17 protein-coding genes and 2 tRNA genes are annotated in these 21,033 nt (G+C 53.8%); 4 read left to right on the top strand and 15 right to left on the bottom strand.

Going from position 1 to position 21,033, the window contains the following annotated elements:
• Nucleotides 1-96 precede the first annotated feature (96 nt).
• A complete protein-coding gene (locus tag AC2FFD_RS01975) occupies nt 97-486 on the bottom strand; it encodes a GFA family protein (RefSeq protein ID WP_257599173.1) in 390 nt (129 codons plus the stop codon).
• Between the two features lie 20 nt (nt 487-506).
• Entirely contained in the window at nt 507-1,493 is a 987-nt protein-coding gene (locus AC2FFD_RS01970) for a 2-hydroxyacid dehydrogenase (RefSeq protein WP_170343576.1), read from the bottom strand.
• Nucleotides 1,494-1,691: 198 nt separating this feature from the next.
• Between AC2FFD_RS01970 and AC2FFD_RS01965 the strand changes: the two genes are divergently transcribed.
• The 3 genes from AC2FFD_RS01965 (at nt 1,692) to AC2FFD_RS01955 (ending at nt 3,404) form a co-directional block, all read left to right on the top strand.
• The gene (locus tag AC2FFD_RS01965) at nt 1,692-2,153 is read left to right on the top strand and encodes an SH3 domain-containing protein (protein ID WP_170344704.1); all 462 of its coding nucleotides are present in this window, start codon (nt 1,692-1,694) and stop codon (nt 2,151-2,153) included.
• A 96-nt stretch (nt 2,154-2,249) separates the two neighbouring features.
• Complete coding sequence (locus tag AC2FFD_RS01960; protein ID WP_496871671.1) at nt 2,250-3,239, top strand: NADPH:quinone reductase; 990 nt, start codon at nt 2,250-2,252, stop codon at nt 3,237-3,239.
• A 90-nt stretch (nt 3,240-3,329) separates the two neighbouring features.
• Nucleotides 3,330-3,404: transfer RNA gene (locus AC2FFD_RS01955), tRNA-Gln, on the top strand.
• Nucleotides 3,405-4,200: 796 nt separating this feature from the next.
• Here the strand turns inward: AC2FFD_RS01955 and AC2FFD_RS01950 are convergent.
• The 9 genes from AC2FFD_RS01950 to AC2FFD_RS01910 form a co-directional block, all read right to left on the bottom strand.
• Complete coding sequence (locus AC2FFD_RS01950; RefSeq protein WP_496871670.1) at nt 4,201-5,208, bottom strand: DUF6538 domain-containing protein; 1,008 nt, start codon at nt 5,206-5,208, stop codon at nt 4,201-4,203.
• A 37-nt stretch (nt 5,209-5,245) separates the two neighbouring features.
• Entirely contained in the window at nt 5,246-5,437 is a 192-nt protein-coding gene (locus AC2FFD_RS01945) for a hypothetical protein (RefSeq protein ID WP_496871669.1), read from the bottom strand.
• The gene (locus AC2FFD_RS01940) at nt 5,430-5,597 is read right to left on the bottom strand and encodes a hypothetical protein (protein WP_496871668.1); all 168 of its coding nucleotides are present in this window, start codon (nt 5,595-5,597) and stop codon (nt 5,430-5,432) included. Before AC2FFD_RS01940 ends, AC2FFD_RS01945 begins: the two co-directional genes overlap by 8 nt.
• A 195-nt stretch (nt 5,598-5,792) precedes the next feature.
• The gene (locus AC2FFD_RS01935) at nt 5,793-5,933 is read right to left on the bottom strand and encodes a helix-turn-helix domain-containing protein (RefSeq protein ID WP_496872235.1); all 141 of its coding nucleotides are present in this window, start codon (nt 5,931-5,933) and stop codon (nt 5,793-5,795) included.
• Nucleotides 5,934-5,965: 32 nt separating this feature from the next.
• Nucleotides 5,966-7,147 carry a hypothetical protein gene (locus AC2FFD_RS01930; RefSeq protein ID WP_496871667.1) on the bottom strand — a complete coding sequence of 394 codons (1,182 nt, stop codon included), beginning with the start codon at nt 7,145-7,147 and terminating at the stop codon, nt 5,966-5,968.
• Between the two features lie 310 nt (nt 7,148-7,457).
• On the bottom strand, nt 7,458-10,739 hold the full coding sequence (locus AC2FFD_RS01925) for a hypothetical protein (protein ID WP_496871665.1): 3,282 nt from the start codon (nt 10,737-10,739) through the stop codon (nt 7,458-7,460).
• Between the two features lie 23 nt (nt 10,740-10,762).
• The gene (locus AC2FFD_RS01920) at nt 10,763-12,223 is read right to left on the bottom strand and encodes a patatin-like phospholipase family protein (RefSeq protein WP_496871664.1); all 1,461 of its coding nucleotides are present in this window, start codon (nt 12,221-12,223) and stop codon (nt 10,763-10,765) included.
• Between the two features lie 252 nt (nt 12,224-12,475).
• On the bottom strand, nt 12,476-12,847 hold the full coding sequence (locus AC2FFD_RS01915) for a DUF1304 family protein (protein ID WP_480683810.1): 372 nt from the start codon (nt 12,845-12,847) through the stop codon (nt 12,476-12,478).
• Entirely contained in the window at nt 12,844-14,034 is a 1,191-nt protein-coding gene (locus tag AC2FFD_RS01910; protein WP_480683809.1) for a helix-turn-helix transcriptional regulator, read from the bottom strand. The genes AC2FFD_RS01915 and AC2FFD_RS01910 overlap by 4 nt, the downstream gene beginning before the upstream one ends.
• A gap of 264 nt (nt 14,035-14,298) precedes the next feature.
• Between AC2FFD_RS01910 and AC2FFD_RS01905 the strand changes: the two genes are divergently transcribed.
• Nucleotides 14,299-15,990 (top strand): glycosyl hydrolase 108 family protein, encoded by a 1,692-nt coding sequence (locus AC2FFD_RS01905; protein WP_496871662.1) that lies wholly within the window; start codon nt 14,299-14,301, stop codon nt 15,988-15,990.
• A 32-nt stretch (nt 15,991-16,022) separates the two neighbouring features.
• Here AC2FFD_RS01905 and AC2FFD_RS01900 read toward each other — a convergent pair whose 3' ends face one another.
• From AC2FFD_RS01900 to AC2FFD_RS01885, 4 genes are all read right to left on the bottom strand, one after another.
• Nucleotides 16,023-16,991 carry a reverse transcriptase family protein gene (locus AC2FFD_RS01900; RefSeq protein WP_496871660.1) on the bottom strand — a complete coding sequence of 323 codons (969 nt, stop codon included), beginning with the start codon at nt 16,989-16,991 and terminating at the stop codon, nt 16,023-16,025.
• Between the two features lie 3 nt (nt 16,992-16,994).
• Nucleotides 16,995-17,306, bottom strand: coding sequence for a helix-turn-helix transcriptional regulator (locus tag AC2FFD_RS01895; protein WP_480683806.1), 312 nt, complete (start codon nt 17,304-17,306; stop codon nt 16,995-16,997).
• A gap of 509 nt (nt 17,307-17,815) precedes the next feature.
• The gene (locus AC2FFD_RS01890; RefSeq protein WP_496871658.1) at nt 17,816-20,662 is read right to left on the bottom strand and encodes a P-loop NTPase; all 2,847 of its coding nucleotides are present in this window, start codon (nt 20,660-20,662) and stop codon (nt 17,816-17,818) included.
• Nucleotides 20,663-20,931: 269 nt separating this feature from the next.
• A tRNA-Phe gene (locus AC2FFD_RS01885) sits at nt 20,932-21,006 on the bottom strand.
• Nucleotides 21,007-21,033 lie beyond the last annotated feature (27 nt).

Genomic DNA, 21,033 nt, shown 5'->3' with positions numbered 1-21,033 from the left:
CAATACATCCCTGATTTTCAAAACCGCGCGCCAAACACGCTGTGAACAAGTCCAAGCTGCACACCATCAACACATGGCGGACGTCCGCAGCACGCGTTAAGCCTTTGCGTCGTCTACCAATCGATCCCGATCATAACGGGTCATACCGCGGAACTCGGGCAACCACGCTTCACGCCGGGAGACCCAGCTTTCATATGTTGGCGTCAACTGGTCTGGCGCATCAAGGCACCCAAGATGCACTTCAACTTCAGCTCCGCTGCGCGCAAAGACCGGAGAGCCGCAGCCCGGGCAGAAGAACCTGTCAGCATAACCGCGCGCTTCGCCGGAAACCTCAATTCTGTCATCCGGGAAAACGGCCGCTGCATAGAACAAAGCGCCATGATGCTTGCGGCAGTCCAGACAGTGACAGATTCCGACCCGCAGAGGACGACCCGAAGCCCTGATGCGCAGATTTCCACATCGGCACCCTCCTTCATAGACGTCCATTCCTGCTCCTTTCCAGAGCGCTACAGCATCGCCGGCACGACCTGATCCGGCGGGCGGTGGCCGTCTTCGAAAGTCTTGATGTTGATGATGACCTTCTCGCCCATCTCCACCCGGCCCTCCAGCGTTGCCGATCCCATATGAGGCAACAAAACCACATTGGGCAGCTGCCGCAGACGCGGGTTCACGTCAGTGCCCTTTTCGTAGACATCCAGCCCCGCCCCCGCAATTTCACCTGCGCGGATCATCCGGGTCAGGGCGTTTTCATCCACGACTTCGCCACGTGACGTATTTACGATCACTGCCGAGGGTTTCATCAGTTTCAGACGACGTGCGTTCATCAGATGGAAGGTCGACGGCGTGGAGGGGCAATTGACCGAGATCACATCCATCCGCGCGACCATCTGATCCAGGCTTTCCCAATAGGTTGCCTCCAGCTCCTGCTCGGTCTCGGGGTGCAGCCTGCGGCGGTTGTGATAGTGGACCTGCATTCCAAACGCTTTCGCACGTCGCGCCACCGCCTGCCCGATCCGTCCCATGCCCAGAATGCCCAGACGACGACCTCCGATACGACCTCCCAGAAAAGCGGTGGGCGCCCAGCCGGACCAATCTCCCTGCTGCATCACGCTCAGACCTTCGGGAATGCGTCTGGTAACGGCCAGGATCAGGGCCATCGTCATGTCGGCGGTGTCATCGGTCAGCACCCCCGGCGTGTTCGACACCAGAATTCCACGCTGACGCGCGGTGGACACGTCGATATTGTCGACACCGGCACCGTAATTGGCAATGAGTTTCAGCCGTTCGCCCGCCTGGCCCAGTAGACCGCCATCAATCGCATCCGTTACCGTAGGCACCAGCACATCGGCGTCTTGCACTGCGGCCACCAGTTCCTCGCGCGTCATCGGAGTGTCATCTTCGCGCAAGCGCACATCAAACAACTCGCTCAAACGTGTTTCGACCGCTTCGGGCAACCGTCGCGTAACGACAACACTCAAACGTTCTCTTGGCACCTCGGCCCTCCCACTGCTTTGCAAACGGACGCGCGCCATGGCATCGTGGCGCAGGAAAAGGCGGGGCACAAGAACCCCTTTGACATTGAGTCGACCTTTTTTCGGAACCGGATCAACAGGCATAAGAGCAGGCAGTCAGTGAGTGGTATTCGACCGGTAAATCGCCGTTGTCTGGCGACACTATCCGTATTTCTGATCATGTTCGGCGCATGGGCTGCGTTTGCCGACGTGAAACGTGGACCGGTCACCAACCTCCCCCTGCCCCGTTATGTCTCGATGAAAGCGGCAGAAGGCAACGTAAGACGCGGACCTTCTTTGACGCATCGAATCGACTGGGTGTTCAAACGGCGCGGAATGCCGCTTCAGGTCACTGCCGAATACGGCAACTGGCGACGGGTTCAGGACCGCGACGGCGCTGGAGGCTGGGTTCACTACGCCCTGTTGTCGGGTGTTCGGACAGTGCTGGTTGAAGCCGAAATGTTGCCTGTCTATGCCCGCCCCGATCCGACCTCGCCCGTGAATGCGCATTTCGAATCCGGGGTCGTGGCCCGACTGGGAACCTGTTCGCTGGACTGGTGCCAAATCTCTGCCGGCGGATATCGAGGCTGGACATTGAAATCGAACCTTTGGGGAGTCGACCCGTCCGAGGTTCGCGAATAGACACAGGGCTGACCTTCCCCCGCGTTTCGGACCCGCGACAAGGTGTTTGAGTTTCCCGCCGATATGCTGTGAAACTCGACCAAAACGGAGGCGATCATGCGCGCAGTTACATATTCCACCTTCGGAGACCCGGCCGATGTCCTGCGGATACAGGACCTCCCTCTGGTCCCACCGGGTCCGGGTGAGGTCACGGTTGAGCTGTCCTTTTCCGGGGTGAACCCTTCCGACGTCAAAGCCCGCGCCGGGACCAGACCGGGCGTGACAGAGCCGCCGTTCCCCCTGATCATCCCGCACAGTGACGGCGCTGGTGTAATCTCGGCCGTTGGCGATGGCGTATCCGCATCTCGGATCGGTCAGCGCGTGTGGATCTGGAACGGGCAATGGCAACGCCCCTTCGGCACCGCCGCCAGCCACATCACCCTTCCCGATGCGCAGGCCGTGGCTCTGCCGGATGCAGTGTCGTTGCAGACCGGCGCGATTCTGGGCATCCCCGGTCTCACCGCCTGCCATGCGGTGTTTTCAGGCGGCCGCCCCGATGGGCATACGATCTTGATACACGGTGGCGCGGGCACGGTTGGCTTTCTGGCCGTTCAGCTTGCCAAATGGGCGGGCGCGCGCGTGATTGCGACCGCCAGCCCTCGCAACTTTGACCGGGTCAGGGAAGCCGGCGCAGATATCGTGGTTGATTACGCCAGCGAGGATCTTTCCACCGAAATTCTCGATGCAAATGAAGGAAAGACAATCGGCCGAATCATCGACGTCGAATTCGGCCGGAATATTCAAACAAACGCCGCGGTCATCGCCGAGAACGGTCGCATCAACGCCTATGGGTCCGCGCAGGACATGACCCCCGTGTTTCCGTTCGGACCGATGATGTTCAAAGCCATGACGCTTGAGACCATTTTGATTTACCTTCTTCCGCCGGATCTTCGTGCCAATGCCGTGAAGACCCTTCACAAGGCCTTGGCGGATGGCGCTTTGACCTGCCCTGTTCAAAAGGTTTTTGCACTTGAGGAATGCGCGTCTGCGCATGCAATGGTGCAGGACGGAAACCGGACCGGAGCCGTGTTGATCGACACCAAATGACCGCCCTGAAAAAAATCGGTTCAACCTGAGTTTTTTTGACAAAACGCTCTTGATCCCTGCCAGCAACAATCGTAGATAGCCGCTCACCGTTGGGGTGTAGCCAAGTGGTAAGGCAGCGGTTTTTGGTACCGTGTATCGTAGGTTCGAATCCTACCACCCCAGCCAGCTCATCAGGACATGGTTGAACAGTAGGCACTTGGAGCCAAACCCTCCAAGAAATGCCCCCGTTTATGCCCCCGCTCAGATCACACATGTCTTACTAGACTGTCTTGCTGTCTGCACGTCAGCGGTGACCTCCCCCAAACAGAGGGAGAGGCCGATAGCGGTTATGGCTGAGTATAGTCGGCATAGGGATAAGTAATGGAAAACGCGGGATAAAGAGGAGAAGAGAAACTCAAACCTCTCCCCCTCCCGATCACCCCAGTTTCCTCATCCCCCAAGAGAATCCAGATACGCTATCCTCTCGCTGAAGATACGCTGTCGGGCCCGATAGGCAGGGCAGCGGGGAAAAAGTATCCGCATGAACTTGCAAACTATCCGGTCATACCCATTTATTAGTCATGTTAACCGCCCGCATTACGTGGGCACCATGACCAGCGTCTAGATGCGCTATAGCGGTTTGGTCCGCTATGAGGTTCCGCAAGAGCCTCCACTTCACAGCAAACAACAATGAAAACCACAGTCGAGGTGTGTCTCGTTGATGGCTTAATGCCGTCTGCGGTTCCGCTCGGCTAATCACGTCTTCAGGGCCTAAGTGCGCTCTGGGCGTGGTCGCATTTTTTGAGGGCCAAATTGACTCATGGAAGAAATATACGCTGGAAAGACCCTAGATGCTTTTCCGATCACAAATCCGCACTACTCCAAACTACTGGATGTTCACCGTTATTCAGAACACCCGAATGTTACCCATCTGACCAAGCAGGTCTGGGCAACATGTTATGTGGAGCCAGAAAGCAATAACCTAAAGAAGGGCGGCGTAAGACCCAACCGGAACAAGTCTCTCCGCCGCGTCCGTCTTCAGCAGCCGCAGTCGGTTCGGTCGAACATGCACGAACGCCCCGAGATTGCCCTTGGCCACGAGGTCTTCCCGGAGCAGCCCGACCGCTTCCCCCGCTCGCATTCCTGACAGTAGACAGGTCAACAACACGGTATGAAGCTCAGGGTCACGAGCGCTCAGAAGTCTGGAGACTTCATCGTCAGTCGGGACGGCATAGGGTTGAGGCCGGACTTTGCGATCGAAGAGAACAGTTCGGAAGGGGTTAACCTCCAGATGCCCCTCGTAGACCACCCAGTCGAGGAAGTGATTGACCTGCGACCAGATCCGACGCTGGGTTCTGGCTGTTATCGTCGCGGTCCCCCCACGAGAAGAGTACGCGACTAACTGTTCCAGGGGCAGCCCTCGGGTTCTTTCCGACTTGCCAATCATCGGAGACAGTTGGGCTATCGCTGACAGGAAGTCTCGTCCTTCTGCCCGCGTCAGACTGCACACTGACTGGTCACCATATCGGCTCGTGAACAACCCGACGGAGTATCGGACCGATTTGAACCCGCTGGGTCGCAGTTCATCACTACGCCGGGAGAGATAGGCGCGGCTCAGGTCACGAACCGGCACCTTTACCTTCGCGACGGGTCGGGTGAAGGCAGGTTGCTCCAGATTGCATCCAGAGTCCCCCAGAGTGGCCCGGAGACGGACGAGAGACGTTTCCGGTTGGCTGAACCAATCAGGAACGTCAGCGGTGCTCTCCGTGACAGACAGGGCTTCCTCTGCCTTGCCCCGAACCTGTTCCACCAGCGTTTCGAACCGGGCATTGACTTCAGCGGCACGAACGCGGGCGATGTTACGGTCTCCGGTCTTGAGGCTCTGCTTCAGCGCCTGAGCGCCCAGCGCGAGAGCCACGTCAACGGGATAGTTGCGTCTATAAAGCCACGTGTGACCCTTCAGATAGGCATAGCGAATGTGAGCAGACATGGGTCTCCTCCTTTCAGGTTTGGAATGTGGGATTGGTTCAGTGGGTTGAGACGAGCCGAACGATCATCTCGAGTGCCGGTTCGCCGTAGGTTCCAGTCAGAGGGCCAGTGACAGCATGGCCGGTCACGCAGTCTTCGAACACCTCTTCCACTCGGAACAGATGTTCAGGGACGTCATCGAAGGCCTGAACGACCACGACGTCACCGGGGTTCAGCTCCAGTTCAGTCATAGTTGGACCTCCACGTCCAGAGGACCGTCAGCAGAACCAGCGCCGAGACAGCGGGGTGAGACCGAGCAACCACCCAGAGCATCGTCGTCAGGACAGCCTTGGGTGGTGGGCGCAAAAGAAAACCCCCGACGAGAACGCCGAGGGCAGACAGGTACTTCATGGATCAAACCCCTGCAGTTGCTTCTTTATTTAGATGCAGGAGGTTTCTCGGTTTCAGTGGGAGCGGATGTTCAGACTTTATGGTTGAATGACCGGGTTGCGGGACGAAGCCGACTTTCGCAAGTGCAGGAAAATCCACACGCCATCCTGCTCTTCGTCGCGACTGATTGGTGCGTATGGAAGGAAACTAACACCGTCACGGCGAGGAGTGTTGCCGTCGATAGCCGCTCGGTGTTTGACCTGTCCATCGTTTGACTGCGCGGGAAAGAGTTTCCTGATTTGCATAGCCAAGCTCACGCGACAACTGCTTCAGCGATACGCTTGGTTCTTCAAGCAGGCGACTTAGAGTGGTCTCAGCGCGAACCCTATCTACAATCTGCTCAAGATTGGTGTTTTCCTCAGGAATGTCTGAACACCCATTGGTTCATGAGCCTTGCGGACGCCCGCGAAAAGGTGGAGGCTTGCCATCATCGCTTTCTCGACCTTAGAGGTTATGTCGCTCTCGCTGTCCGAACTGGACCTCCCGAAATCTGTGACCGCGCGCGCAAACGTGGACCTATCGATCATTCTTCGAACAACTTCCGGAGCGATCAATTGGCGCTCGTTAGAACCATTTGATTCCCTCATGAATTCAAAAAATGCCGTAAAGTCGCTGTATTCCTCCTGATCCGGAAAAGGATCGTGTGATGCCAAATAGCACAGAGCTGCGGCTGAAACGAAAATGTACTTAGTTGTGATCCAACCATCACCATCCTCAGTGACTTGGGAAACCAACTCTCGGTAAGCCTGCAACAGATGTTCAGATGTTTCGGGATAACGAAGGAAGCCGACTGGCAACGCATCAAGTACCCTAGAAACTCCCCAGTTTATGTCACCGGATTCTTGTACCCCATTTAAGAGTGAAGTCACGGAATACGCATAAGCCAGCCGCCCCAAAAGGCCGCGCAGGTAATCCAGCCGACGTGCGAACTCTTCTTTAGACAAACGCTCGTCGTTCTCGGACGCGGGCTGAAAGACAGGCGCATTCTCAATGTCATCTGCTACGCTAGACTTAATTTCGACCGCACCTGAAGCAACGATGATCAGGGAAGCAAAAAACTCGTCGTCAATATCGTGATAGTGAGAAAAGACCGCCTGAAAAACGTTGATACTGTCATCCTGCAAAGCCAAAAATATATCTTTGAATACTTCAAGTCGTGGAACCGTTTCCCTCGTGATGAATTCTCGCCGAAATTGCCGCTTTTCTGCTGAACAGATCAGCTTTCTGCCGCCCGAGAGAAGGTTGGTATGTCTAATCTTTTCAATCAGTTCGCCTTCTGGTAACGGCGAAATCACATGGAGGGCGCTATCGGTACCTATCGCGGCTCCGTCAATAATTTCGTTATCGTAGCCACAAACTGGGCAGCTAGTAACGTTCTCTTTTTCGACGAACATCAAGGCAGTTCCGACCGGGTTTTCTGGGAAGGTCGCCATCTTGATTTGGGGACCGAAGTCAGAGAACTCAAATACGTGATCACACTCGCCGCTCGGATTTTCACACTTCCGATGCATAACAGAGTTCCTAATTCAAAATGAAACAAATTTAGACAAAGGTAGACTTCTACATGCTATCGGTAAAGGTGTTAAGCTAGTATCAGTTGGTACGATTTCGCAGCCTTTGAAACACTAAGAATTATATCCAAACTATATTTGATGTACTGTCTGTCCAGTCCATCATCGAACAGACCAAGGATCAGTTTTGAACCTGCAGATAGGAAAACGATCAACGTCGCCTGTCAGGTGTTAGAAGCCGTTCAAGTTTATCTTGTCAAATTCGGCTCAGACGACGGACACGTGCGGCAGGTCGCCTGACTCTGGTCTGTCAAGTTTTCGCACATGGTCCGCCTCTCACACGTTCGACCTTCACGACAACGGAGCGCGCAAAGAGCTCTTCGAGAGGCAGCCCAGCCTCGCCTTTTGAGGTTGATGTCGTAATGAAGTTGGAACGCGCTTCCGCAAGCTCTTCCTGCTTGGAGAACCGACTGAATTCAGGGAGCTTTTCATGCCATCGCTCTTCTTCACCGGCCAACAGGTCCGAGATTTGGGCAAGGCTCAGGGTGTCAGTTGGGCTGTCGCTGATCATGATGTGAATTCGGTTCTGGGCCTCTTTGTCGGAAATCTGCTCGGCCAACTTGTACAGCGTGGCAGCTCTGCGGCCTTCGGCCAAGGCGAGGTTCAGTTGTCCTTTGGAAGAATTGGCGCGCTCGTCTTTCCAGGTGCGGCTGGCCAGCCCGATTATGTCCAAGGTCAGTTCTGCACTGGCACCGTCCAAGGCAAGATCGTCGGAGCTTTGCAAGCATTGCTCCAGGTGTTCCGCGATGCGGCCAAAATACGTGCCTTCATCTGAGTTTCCCAGCACCGGGTCGTCGAAGTTGATTTGACGGGCGCCAAAGACAAAGGCCATTTGCAATGGCCGTTTTTCATATGCCGTTTTGTCCTTTTCACTGAATTTCACTTCGTTGTTGAAGAAAGGCAAAATCAAAGTGTCCGGCCAGCTTTTCCCAGCGGGCGCACCATTGGGCACGAGAAGGTTGGTTATCCAAGTGCTGGGTTGAACATCTGAGGGTGGCGTTTTTTCTTGCAACTCATACAGGATAGGCAGGACAACCGCTGCCGGGTTGTTTCCCAGTGGTAGTTCCTGTTCGATAAGCTGCGCCAGTTTCTCGTTTGACGTAGCGATCCTGGCCACCAGCTCAGACAGCGCCTCTATCTCGTCCTGATCGAGCAAATCCACCTGCAACGGGTTCGGGAACTTGGTCGACGGAGTGAGCGAGCCTGTCCGCGGCCATGTCAGGCGCATAGTATCTGCTACCGACAGTTTTTCGGCAATCACAAGCTTCTCCGCCAAAGACTGCTGTATACGAACAAAGGCAGCAACGAAACGGGGGCCATCGAATTCGGTTGGGTCGGTCACGGCCAGCAACCCTTCCATCTCGTCGCGCGCCTTTGCAATCTCAGGATCTGTCTCGGGGGACCATACGACTGTTGGTGCCCCGCTCAGGTTTTCAGCAATTTTCTGAAGGCCCGAGAGTATCTCTTGGCGCACTTCTTCTTCGCCCAGCGCATCAAAAACCTTTCCCGCGTGTTGGATTCGCAAGGTATTGTGATTGGGATCTGTTACCGTGCAATCCAGCAAGCCATGATCGTCATCCGCGTGTTTAGTGGGGATAACTCTGATCACCAGATCCCGAGGTACGACTTGCGCACCGATTTCAGGGAATATCTGCAACACCCATCCCGTCCAATTTGCCTTGGATGGTGTCACTTCACGGACGAAGTAGTCGGCTTTCGTCGCAAAAACCAGACGGCCCCTTGCCAAAACACATGGAGGTGCCTCAGGTAAGCGGGCCACGAACACGCGGTGCTCCTCGCCACCCGAAACTGTAATACCGAGAAAACGATCCCATCCGAACAAAACCGCTACTGGAACCGCCAGGATAGCGCAGTTGAGCGAAACAACACTTGCATTTCGCCAGAAGTTCTCATTTCTCCACTGAAATACAGATTGGTCCTTGTTGCCCGCAGAGTTCGTTCCGTATTCTATTGAGGGGAACTTCACGGCTTCGTCTATCAAGCGTCTGTCCAGTATCATTTGACGCGATTTCGCCACCGATCTTTTGATCAATGAAACCAGCCGTTCAGACCTGCGTGGCATGATGATGTGTCGAATTTGACGCGCCGTATGCGTACGCAGTGCTTTCATCTTATTCTTGCGGGCTGAAAAGCCCAACCAGATCGAAAAGGCCCAACTTGCGACAAAGCTTACAACCAAGATCGTAATTGAATTGTCATGCAGCAATTCTGCGTTGTTGCGCGCTAGAATGCCCTTCATAAGTATCGTGAAAACTGCCGCCACAATGAAAGGGTGTGGCCTAAGAAGAGGCCTGCGTTCGATCGCTTGCGAAACGAGGCGTGACTGCTGTTCAGCGGCATCTCGATTTGGGGCGCTGCACAAGTCGTTTTGCAGGTTTTTGAGGTTGCCGTCGCTTTGCTTGAGAAAATCACCAAGCTTCTCGCAAAAGGATGCGCCCTTCTTGCACAGGTCTGCGATCCTTTGCAGCTCTAAACCGCTGGCAACGCTTGTACTATCCTCGGCCTTCGTCCGCTTTTTGTGTCCGGAAAGGTTCTTGCTCAGCGCAGCCAAGAAACACTCAAGATTCTGTAAACGCTTTTTGGCGCATTCGGCCTTTTTTTGTTCCTCTGCCAGGCTCCTTACGTCCATTTCGGCTTTCTGACTGATCCGGTCGTAGTTCTGACGCAGGAGATTCACGTAAGTCTGACCATCCATTTCCTCCGCAACTCGCTTTGCCGTCAGGTGGTCCACCAGTGATTGCAGTTCTTCCTCCAATGACTTGCAATTCAGGCGAAAGAACAGATCGGCGTCGTTGCTCGCGGCTTCTTCGGGTGCTCTTTTCAAATCGCGAATCTTTTCAAGTAATTCATCCGGCTTTTGCAGTGGGAGATTGGATTTGTTCTCAACGAGAAACCGCGCACCATCGCTCGGAAACATGCCTAGGATGATCTCTTCAGACAGCACGTTCAGTGGATTCAACAAGTCCTGGATTTCGCCGATAACTCTCTCATAGGCGGCCTCCCAGCGTTGTTCCTGCGCATGCAAGCGTGTCTCGGCCTCGTCCAGTTCTCTTTGTGCTTCGGCTCGATCAATCCCAGCCTCGCTGATCGCTGTGTCAAGGTCGTTGATGGTTTGCCTGCAATTGGCCAAATCGGCCTGAGCCTTGTCCAGCAATTCGGTAAGCTCACCGCGTTCGGCTTCCGGTGCAGTTTCCAGCTTCTCCCTGATTTCGTTAACGATTTCTTCGAATTGTCGTTCGTCTCGTCTTAATCGTGCGAGTTTGTCAGAGCTGGCTTGGATGCGCCGATGCACAGCTTCTATCTTCGCACGATGCTCATCAACCTCGTCAGTGGCTCTCTTACGCGCTTCATACTCTCGATCGAAAGCTTGGATATCCGGCAACAGACCTTCGAGGATCTTCTTAACGGCTATTGCCAGCTGCTCAGTGCTGCCCGCGTCCGATTTGGTACCCTGAGACTTTATTTCTTCTTCTAGCGTACGAATATGTTTTTCAAAATCACCACGTAACATAATGAGTTCCCCCTTTCGTGAATCTACTCCGTCTTGTTTAAACCTTTCAGAAACGCTTCGGCGCGTTTGAGGCCAGCCAAGTAAAGCTCTGTCTTCTCGGGACCCGACATCACAAAGTTGAGCCAATTGGCCTTGCCAGGATCAATCGGTGCGATTCCTACAGGGTACTTGCGCATTGCGAAGTCAGCGTCGACCTCAGGGTCTTGCTGATTCTCAAACTGTGCCCGAAGCGCGGCGTTTTGAATCCAGATTTCGCGGTCGCGCTGCAACCGAACAGCCGTTGCGCAGGCGATAGCATCACCGACCAGATCAGACAGCCTTCTGCGCTGCGAGACGTTTTGATTCTCTCCACTGCTGACCAATGGTACGACAATGGTCGGAACGTCAGGCATCAATTGGCGAAATGAATCACTGGGCAGGTTTGATGTTAACCCGCCATCGAGAAAAACGAACTTCTCAAGTTCCTTGAACCTCTGGATCTGATTCTCAGAAAACAAACCTCGGAGCGTGTCTTCGGCGAACGCAGGCCAGATCTTTCGATCAGGTCGCATAACCACGGGGTCGAAAAACGCTGGGATTGACATCGACGTTCGTACTAGCCGCGCAGGAGAAATTTTGCTGTACTCATCACTTAGCAGGTTTAGGTCCTTCGGAAAGTGCATCTTCAGACCGACCGGCATCGCCGTGGCAATCAATTGAAGCAGTTCAATCCCGGGGTGTTCCAGCTTTGTGGTCGTGGGTTTCAAAACAGCTTTTTTTTCGCCTTGACCTTTCAATTCGAGTTCTTCGTTGCGCAAATCCTCGAGGTCGTTCCAAATCTGGCCGAGGGCCAAGTACATGTCCTCTATGGACTTGAAGCCGAGATCGTCCAAAACGGACTGCATCCAGTACTCAAACGCTCGCCCCGGGTTCAAACCTCGGCTGTCACGCAGTCTGCGAACGGCTGCGAACAAACCGAACCAGCTGCGAAATTGGTAGATCTTAGGTTGCTTGAGCGCTTGTTTGATAAATTTTCGGATTGGTCGCGGACCGTCGATGAAATGATCCATTGGGACTGTTTCGGAAAGGGCCGCCAGCCGTTCTGCGGTTGCACGGGTCAGGTCGCCTCCGCGTATCGCTGCAATGCCCATGGCGATGATCGAGCCGGCCGAGGTTCCGGCCAATCCGACAAAGCGTATCCCCGCCGCTTCTAACCCGGCGACAAATCCGGCATGCGCCAAACCTAGCGCACCTCCACCCTGCAAGATCAGATTGCAAAGTCGAAAAGATCCTTCGACATTCGGTTGACGTTCGGAAAAAACGGAACCAATTCTGTGGCCATCATTTTCGGACTCGTTCTTACTTGCTCGCAGCCAGAAAAACCGATCAATTCCGGGTAATTTATCATGGCGGGACTCCTCTGGTCCAGCCGGAGCCTGCAACTCAAACTCGGATTTAATGTCGATGAGAAGTCTACGGACTTCGGGTTCCCTAAGAAGATGCATGTTAACTCACAAAAAAATCTGTACAATTGCGCTTCTATTCGAGTGATGTTGTTTTTCCTTTGCCTTGAAGGATTGGCAAAAACAAACTGCCTAGCGAACCTGCATGATCACCTCTTTTCACCGGTGATCAAACCCGAAGACGAAACATTCCGGCCGTCTCAGATCTTTTACGCATTCCAAATCTCGCGTAAAAATCTGTTCATGTACGGCTCTGCTTTACAATCTCTGCCCAAGTGAGTCGTATGACCGCAGTCATCCACCATCAATCAAGCTAAACGAGACCACAAAAGCGACCGAAGCAGGCATAAATCGCACTATCAGGATAGTATTCCCACGAGTTCCCAAAGCGCCAACAGCAGCTGTAATCGAAATCAGCAACAGGACCGCACTTTGAGTGAAAACTTGATACGGGACCGGTACCCAGAAGCTCAAACACAGCCCCACAGCTATCGATGCGTTATAAGACGAAAAACTACGACCCAAAAATGCTGTACCCTTAATCTCTTCTTCAGAAAAATTGGTGAGCTTCTTGCAGATATATGGCCAACGAAACCACTGTAAGTAAGCAAAGAAAAAATGCCCACCAATGACGGCGGCCATTGCCATCCAATAGAAGTAATTCATATCATCCTCTTGGGTTTGGTGGGTTTCTTCGAATCACTGTCTGTCGAAAGAAAACTTGCCCCAAATCGCATCATTGCACGAACGAACTGAGTTCTATTCGAACAATTTGACTTGAGAAGAATGGATTTGGTTTGTGCGTTTACTGTTGCTACAGAACGACCACGTCGGTCTGCTATTTCGGGGTTGGTCAAACCTTGACCTATTGCGTCGACTAGTGAGGTTTCTGCTGATGTCAGACCAAATGCCTGCTGAACCAGCCGCGTATTGCACGAAACAGGAAGCCCTGTATCGGTACTACAGAGTATAAAACCGTCAAATACCCTGGTTCCGATTTCACCAGATTTACGGAGCGGTGAAAGCTCGATGCAAAGGGGCTCCAGCAAGTGGCTCACTATGCTTTCCTTGCGTGGTCGCGCGCCGAACTTGCCGTGTTGATGAAGATCGGACATCAGGCTTTCTAAAATCTTTTGCCCCAGACGATCCGTGATGGTCAATTTTCCGTCCGGACTAATTCGGAATGTACGATAAGTCTCCTGTTGTCTCTGGAATTCTTGATTTCGCGCCACAATCATACCTCTACGATCCAGAACACAAACGCCGATGTTCAAGCAGTCGATGGCAGAAAGTACACCTTGGTAACGTTCCTGCAATTGTCTCATCGGAAGGCTGAGGTCGAGAGCTTTCGCGATGTGGGGCAGGAGTTGGGATAAGTATTTTCTCTCTACTTCGTCCAGCGGTTTCCTGTTGGCGGCTAATTGCACTGAAAACAGGGATATCCATGGATTGTCCTTATTCAATATTCCGGCCGCGCGGTGGAATATTCCAAGACGCATTAGTTTTTGAACGTGTTCTTGGCTTTTTAGTTCTTTAACAGACGGCGCAAGAAGAGTGTCATCAAGGATTTCAATTTCGTCGTGACTTCGGGTTTTTTCCCGTAAAATTTCCTGATCCTTGGCTTCAAGGTGTTGGCACTTTACAAGATAGGTATTCAGTGCGGCATTTGTATAAAAGCCAGAATGAAACGGCGCGGTCAGAGACATATTCCCATCGCCTTGAGACCATTCAAATATTATGCTTCCCTGTGCTCCGATCCGTTCCACCAGCTGGTCCAAGACACCGGTCCATGCTAATGGGTCGGCAATTGCATCATAAATTTCAAGCGTAAGATCTCGAATTTCTTGGGTCACAATAAGTTTCCCTTTTTTCAAATATATCGGACCATCTTAACTTCTAAAGCGAATATCAGCATAGCCCATTTGGGTGATGCCTTTTGCTGGATCGGACATAGAATCAGTTCGTAAAAAAGTATCTAACCCTGCAAAATTACACCAAGTGTGCTAGAGTGTACACTTGCAGATGCATAACATTTCTATGACTATACAGCTCTTTCCGAACTGGGAGTCTGTGGCAGATGGTTTTCGCCAATTATTTTTTAAGGAAGGAATTAGGCTATGGGAAACTCCCGAAAGCGAGAAAACGACATCTCAAATCTACATCCTGCAATTAGGGAACACGTCAGGGCCATACAGGCTCAACTACAGAAAGAGGATATTCCATTCGAGGTTTTCGAAGCATTTCGAACACCAGAGCGCCAAGCAGATCTTTATGCGCAAGGAAGAACGAAGCCAGGCGCCAAGGTAACCTGGGTTGGACCATGGCATTCGATACACCAATACGGGCTCGCCGTCGACTTCGTCCTAAGGGAGAACGGTAAGTGGAGTTGGGATACCACAGGCCACAAAGGGGCTTGGTGGGACCGGATGCATGTGATCGCAAAAGAAAATGGAATGACGCCGATCTACAACTCCAAAGGTAAGCTCATCGAGAAACCACATATTCAACTTCAAGGAACAAAGTCTCGCGACTTGTACCAGGGGGCTTATCCGGATGGCGGAGACGAGGCCTGGGCCGATCGCCTCAACGAATTGATCGACAACTGGAGTGGGCTCCCTGCCCCTCCGCCGCGACCTTCAATAAATCTGGGCGCACCCGCAATCGACACGGAGTTGATGGCATCCATGGAGGCCGAGTCATCGGCACCGGTGCATACTTCGATGAATTCGGCTGAAAGAGATCTCCGTTTCCAAAAGCTCCACAAATTCATCAAAGATGCGGAAGGCGGGTTCGTAAATAATCAGCACGACAAAGGTGGCGCCACAAATTTTGGCATTACCAAGACAACTCTGGCGGAATGGCGTGGTACGAACGTAACGGAAGAAGACGTTGCCACCATGAGCCAGAAAGAGGCCGAAGAAATCCTTTATACAAATTACTACATCAAGTGTAAGTGCGATAAATTGCACGACCGCGTTGCAATGGTCGTCTACAATATGGCAGTTCACTCGGGACCAAAGGTGGCCCAAAGAACTGCACAACGCGCCTTCAATGAACTTGGCATGAAGGTTGACGGCACTTCGTTGGAAGAAGATGGGATAATTGGCCGGATCACGTTGAGCGCGATCAATCAGACCGACCCGTCCGTGCTTTCCGAGAAATACCTCGAGCTATACGAACAACGCCTGCGCGGTCTTGAGGATTTTGTCATCTTTGGGGCCGGTTGGATAAATCGTGTCAACAAGTTGCGTGTCTTTTTGAATGCTTTGCCAGAGGGAGAGGGCAAACGTCCTATCAAAATCATGAAAGTTAAAGAAAGAGACTTGGACATTGACGTCGACGATGTACTGAGAGTTGCATTGATGGCATTGACTGGTGGAAAATCCGCAGCCGTTAAGGCACTGGCCTTAGGAATTCTGAACAAGAGACTCGCAAACAAAACCGACGAAAGAGATGAAAATCTCAGTTTGCTAAATGCGATACTGAACGAAAAGATCGACGCGCCGTCGGATGAAAATGCAACGTCTCAGCCGGTTGCGCCTCTCGAAGAACTAACACCTGTCAACAATGCACTTGGACCGATGATTGGCAAGTTGTTAGACGGCAAGAAGTCAATTATTGGCATCGTCGGCCTTGTCGTCACAGCCGTTCTTCCGCAACTCGGCTTAAGTTCCTCTCAACCGCAATTGCAACAACTGCTTGCCGATGGCGACAAGACCACCATGCTCACTTTGTTTTCGCTGCTAACGAGTTGGGGTTTTCTCGGGAAAATTGACAAAAAATTTGTGGATCTAAAGCAAAGTACATGACCGCAACGTGAGGTGCCCCTAGTTTCCTAGGGTCACCGAACGGCCCTTTCGATGGCGGCACTCAGGGCTGCGCGTGACAGTTTCTGTAGATCGGCAACGTCCCGCTTCTTGAGCAGGTGAATGCGTCCGTTCCGGGCGCGATCTTTCCAAGAGTCGTCCAATTGCGCCGCTTCGTGCATTCGGCTGATTAGCGCAGCCCCAGCCGCATCTTTGCTTTTGCCGGGCGGCAGCATTTCAATTGCCGCAAACCCGTCCCTGATTTTCAGATGGCGCCGATGCGGAAGGTTTACTCCTCTCTCCGTTAGGGCGACGCCAGTGACCACGCGTGGTTTGCCTGCCGGAAAGAACCGGCATTTGTGCGATTTCAACCCAGCTTTGGCGATGATGCCACGCACCTTAAAGAGGGTGGCGCGTGATGCACTTTCGCCGCTGAGGCACATGTCATCCACATAGACCGTGAACGTGAGCGCGTTTTCGGTCGCCAGATTAGCGATCTCGTCGAACATACGTTTATGGGCAAAGTACGAAAGGATGGGACTTACCGGGCTTCCAGTTGGCAAATGTCCGTCGACGGTCAGTGCCTTCGCCATGAGCATAGCGACATCACTTCGGCACCGCATGAAGTCCACGAAAAACAGGTAGACGGCGTGAGTCGTAACGTTCTGGAAGAACGACCGGATATCGACCTTGATGAGGTTGGTATCTGCGCGATGTGCTTTGGCATTGGTTATGTAGGATCGGCCTTTGGTTGCCGAATGCAAATAGTCGGGGGTTTCGATCCGCGCCAGCCACCGGGAAATTCGCTTGTGGATCGCGCGCAGCCGGTCTTTTGGCTCCTGCACGTCCCGTTTCTTCGTCTTTCCCACCTTGAAGCGCTTGTAGTTGTCCAGCCGGTTCGCCAAATCTTCAAGCTCTGCCACATCGAGACCAAGAACCTCTGCCAGACGCCGTGGCGATGTGATCTTGTAGAGTGGCGATTGAGCGAGGGGATATCGGCGCATGGATCAGGCGTCCTTCTTCTGATCTGATCCGGAAATCGTGGCCATCCAGTCGAGCATCTTCAGTGCTTTGTGCGCTACGAAATTCCGCGCCCGATCAGAAAAATCGGAGTCTTCGGTCCGCTCGGCGAACAACATCAACGACGACACAGGGATCTCGAAGTAGTCCGAATATCGTTGCAGTGTCTCAATCGTGACCTTCTTCTTACCGGCCTCCAACTCCGTAACGAACGACCGCGAAAAACCAAGCTCGCGAGCGAGATCGGCTTTGGTCATGTCGTGATAGACCCGGACAAGTCTTAGCGCTTCGTTCAGCATCATCTCCACCAGCGGCACAAGGGTAGCTTAGAGGTTCTCGAACAACCAACGGACAGAGCGGATTGCGGCAACGATCATCGCGACCACTTTCCAGACCGTCAGCAGAATGCGCCGCATCCTGCGTCCCCTGCAGCTCCACTTCGAGCGCGCCGAGGGTTTCACGAGAGAGTTTCGCCCGGCGACCGGGGGATCATCTGTGTCTTGCGACATGACTGAGTCCTTTCGTCTCAGAGCACCAGACGGGATTGTCTGGCGTCACGCTCTCTGAAACAGGCTCAGGCGAAACACCTCTAAGCCACCGTGATCGCCCGCTCACGCGGGGCGATCCTTACCGGGCCTCGCCGCCGACGCCCGCTGCCGGGAAACGTCGCCGGTGCGCCAATAAGAGGAAGAGACCTGCGCCTCCAAGCGTCAAGTGACGCCGCATATGCGTGGTGCCTTCCCGGTCGCAGGCGAGATAAAGAGGGTCGGTCGCCAGATTGCAAGGTTTGTTCGCAGTTGGCGAACAACTACCTTTCGATGGCTGAGCGCAGCTTTTTGAAGGTCAGGCGTCCGGTCGGTTCGAGCTTCTGCAAGGTTTGGTCTTGCAGCTCCTCGTACGCGGCTGCCGCGGCTGCCGCCAACCATAACAAGGCCTCGTCGAGGTCGGCGGGTTTCGGTGTGCCAAGTTCGTCCAGTTCATGTTGATGGTGCTCAAAATAGCTCGCGGTTGTGGGGTCCGGGTTTGTCCGCCATCCTATTTCTGTTACCGCGCGGCGACCCTTCGCGAAGACGCCGATTGGATCGCTTCCGACGAGATAAGCGAATGCCACGCCGAGGCCGGCACAAGAGAGCTTGGCTTGTTCGCAGTCGACCTTCATGGGAATGCGGTCACAGAGGGAAAAACAATCAAGCCAGACACTCATGATTTGCCCTTGCCGATCACCGAGGTTTCCCGCGCAAGTTCCCCATTCGAAGAAGTATCCACGGAACTTTTCTGCCTTGTCGACGGCCTTGTTCAGCAAACCAAGACTGTTCTTGAAAAGATCGCAGGCCTCCTGTCGCAGACTACGTGCTTCCTCCCTTTCCACGCCCTGTGCCGCGAATCGTAAAGCCCGGGCACAGTCAACGATCTGATCAGCTCTATCTGGTCGAGCTTCCATTGCCACTTCGGCAGCAGCGATCCCGATGAAACCGCGGCGACGCTCGGACAAACCAAGAGGCAAATCCTGTTTTAGGTGGGAGCCTGCGTGAACGATAGGACCATGACATTCCCGACTGACCTGTCCGTCATTTCCGAGCCGAGCGGTCTCAGACACAAGCCGCTCCCAGACACCGATCAGATCAGTATGAAAGCGGGTATCAGAGGCAACGACCACGGCATCGGCGACCTTCTTATGCCGCGTCAAGATGTGCATTCGGGTCTCGGCTGCGCCAATTTCGCGCCCAAGGGCACCAGCAATCAGAGTCGATACGCGATGGAACGGAATGTCGCAGATTGAAGCCAATACTCGCTTGTCGAGCCCCGGCATTCCTACCGCGTGACAATTCGCAACGTAGAGCAAGGCATCGTAGAGATTGCCCGCTCCGCATTCTATATCCCGGTGGCGCAAGGGCTCCATTAGCGTAACGACATGGTCAATCAGCGCTGATCCGGAGAACCGAATGTCGAGCAAACCTCCGAAGAAACTGCCGTCTCCGCCTTTGACGTCTTGTGCCCGCGTCGCCGCAACGAGCTTCTTGATGCGCTCATCCCGTGACTTCTCGGACATCAGGCCCCGTAGTCCGGCATCCCCCTGTTCGCTCCATGCATCAACGACACGTTCTGCGTCGTCTTCCGCGATGCCGCCGAGCACGATGTCATCAAGACGGCTCAGCCGCCCGTTCCAACCCTTTTGATCACCCTTCTCGGCAAGCCAGTCGGTGTCACGCGCAGCCAGCAAGAAGGTAATATTGCGCCGCCCGGCCTCATGAAGGCGAACCGCACATTGCCATAGTTCATCGATCAAACCCTCAGCATCATCGGCAACAAGCACCCAGTGATGATCGGGATCTAGTGAAGCCACCACATCCGGGTTCAGGCCCGCATCGGGTAAAGGTCGATGCAGCACCACACAGTCGCGTTCTCGTGCCGCAGCAACCGCTGCCTGCAACAAGGCGGTCGATTTGCCTTCGCCACCCGCCGCGCGAACCAGTTGCAGGGTGCAGCCTGCAATGCTGACCAGCCCTTGGTCGATCCTGTCAACAACTGTCGCTACGTGGCTAAGCCTTGGGATCAGGGGACTGATTGCATGCCGTAGCGTTGGGACGGCCCCGTCAAAAAACCGAACAGCTTCCTCGCCCGTCAAGGGATCAAAGGCATCAAGCCGTTCCTTCGTCACCACTTCCCACCCGGCCAGAGGTGAGGTCTCAATTGCTGACCGTGTCACAGGATCGAAACCCAGATCGGCGATCAGGTCATCGAAGAAGGTGTGGCAGTTGACGCTGTGGAAGAACGTAATCCGCTCTTGTTGGATGCCGCCTTTGAACTTCTCGAAGAGCGCCGCGTTCTGTTCTCTGATTTCTGCTGGGCTGCTGCCGTAGAAGCACCACGTAACCGTTCCACTGAACGTGTCAGAGCTGAGGCAATTGGCGAGCGCGGACGTGAATATATCGTCCCAGCCACTGTATGCCATGACCACAAGGTTGGTCTGGTGTAGATGCTTTTCTAAGGAGGCTTGGAGTTGCGTCCGCTTGGCCTCTAGCTGTTGCGGGCTGTGCAGCGTCGGGGAGTCCCGCCAATAGCCGTGAAGGTGGAAAATGCTGACGTCATCACGAGCTACGCTGATCGGTGCGTTCAACGAACCTTCCAGCGGAATGGTGTATGGTTGATAGCGAATGCCCTGCGCGTGAAGCGCAAGCCCGATCATCGGATCGAAATTCGTGGTAAACACAGGGCCTGAAAACCGATTTGGGTCGAGCTTGATCAAGTGGGCAAGCCCACGCTGCCCTTGCGTGATATTCCATTCGTTGGGTGCACCATCAGAACCGTTATGCGGGTCGAGGCTCGGTGTCCCTGTCTTGCGTGCCGACAAGACTGCTGTTTGAACGATCTCCGTTACAACGTCAGCATCAAGGACGCTGAAAACAAAGCTCATGGCCGCTTGGTATTGGCCCGCACCATCAGCACCCGCAAGACGCGCTTCGAGTTCCTTCGAGAAGTCCGCGCCTTCGGCAGCAACGCGTTTGCGAATGACCTCTATGAAACCAGAGACGGGCGGAACGCCGGTACCGTTTTCCCATGAGAACGGCGCGCCAACGAGGAAGCTCGCTGGTTTGCCAGTTGTGCGTTTCAGCTTCAGCTTCAACGCTGAAATATCGTGGATTTCTGGTGTCATAGCGTGACATTGGCACAGAAGCAGTCAGCGATTAACCGAAAACTGACACTTGGGGAAACGAGCGCTCGGTTTCTCGCCCAGGCCGCGTCAGCGTACTTTCAAACCAAGCGACGCCTTCGGCTGTGTAAGTTCCCGGCCCAATCGCCCCTTAAGCCAAATTGGCGAGAACCGCATTTGTGCGATGCTACCCAAATGATACCCACAGGGCTAGCGGCCACAAAATCGAGCTACCTAGTGGCGCATAAACATTTAATATTGTTATTTAAAAGTGGTGCCCGAGGGCGGAATCGAACCACCGACACGAGGATTTTCAATCCACTGCTCTACCCCTGAGCTACCCGGGCACGGGAACGACGTTCGTCGTTGGGTGG

The organism is Ruegeria sp. YTSC002 (genome assembly GCF_059609845.1).
Note: the sequence above shows the minus strand (reverse complement) of the source record. Positions and strands in the feature narration are given on the sequence as shown.

Bases quoted from the DNA above. Each gene is read 5' to 3' on its own strand.
- AC2FFD_RS01920 (WP_496871664.1), bottom strand. From the start codon at position 12,223: ATGCATCTTCTTAGGGAACCCGAAGTCCGTAGACTTCTCATCGACATT.
- AC2FFD_RS01975 (WP_257599173.1), bottom strand. From the start codon at position 486: ATGGACGTCTATGAAGGAGGGTGCCGATGTGGAAATCTGCGCATCAGG.
- AC2FFD_RS01945 (WP_496871669.1), bottom strand. From the start codon at position 5,437: ATGACTGAACTGGAGCTGAACCCCGGTGACGTCGTGGTCGTTCAGGCC.
- AC2FFD_RS01965 (WP_170344704.1), top strand. From the start codon at position 1,692: ATGTTCGGCGCATGGGCTGCGTTTGCCGACGTGAAACGTGGACCGGTC.
- AC2FFD_RS01960 (WP_496871671.1), top strand. From the start codon at position 2,250: ATGCGCGCAGTTACATATTCCACCTTCGGAGACCCGGCCGATGTCCTG.
- AC2FFD_RS01950 (WP_496871670.1), bottom strand. From the start codon at position 5,208: ATGTCTGCTCACATTCGCTATGCCTATCTGAAGGGTCACACGTGGCTT.
- AC2FFD_RS01915 (WP_480683810.1), bottom strand. From the start codon at position 12,847: ATGAATTACTTCTATTGGATGGCAATGGCCGCCGTCATTGGTGGGCAT.
- AC2FFD_RS01895 (WP_480683806.1), bottom strand. From the start codon at position 17,306: ATGCTGAACGAAGCGCTAAGACTTGTCCGGGTCTATCACGACATGACC.
- AC2FFD_RS01940 (WP_496871668.1), bottom strand. From the start codon at position 5,597: ATGAAGTACCTGTCTGCCCTCGGCGTTCTCGTCGGGGGTTTTCTTTTG.
- AC2FFD_RS01925 (WP_496871665.1), bottom strand. From the start codon at position 10,739: ATGTTACGTGGTGATTTTGAAAAACATATTCGTACGCTAGAAGAAGAA.
- AC2FFD_RS01900 (WP_496871660.1), bottom strand. From the start codon at position 16,991: ATGCGCCGATATCCCCTCGCTCAATCGCCACTCTACAAGATCACATCG.
- AC2FFD_RS01930 (WP_496871667.1), bottom strand. From the start codon at position 7,147: ATGCATCGGAAGTGTGAAAATCCGAGCGGCGAGTGTGATCACGTATTT.
- AC2FFD_RS01890 (WP_496871658.1), bottom strand. From the start codon at position 20,662: ATGACACCAGAAATCCACGATATTTCAGCGTTGAAGCTGAAGCTGAAA.
- AC2FFD_RS01905 (WP_496871662.1), top strand. From the start codon at position 14,299: ATGGGAAACTCCCGAAAGCGAGAAAACGACATCTCAAATCTACATCCT.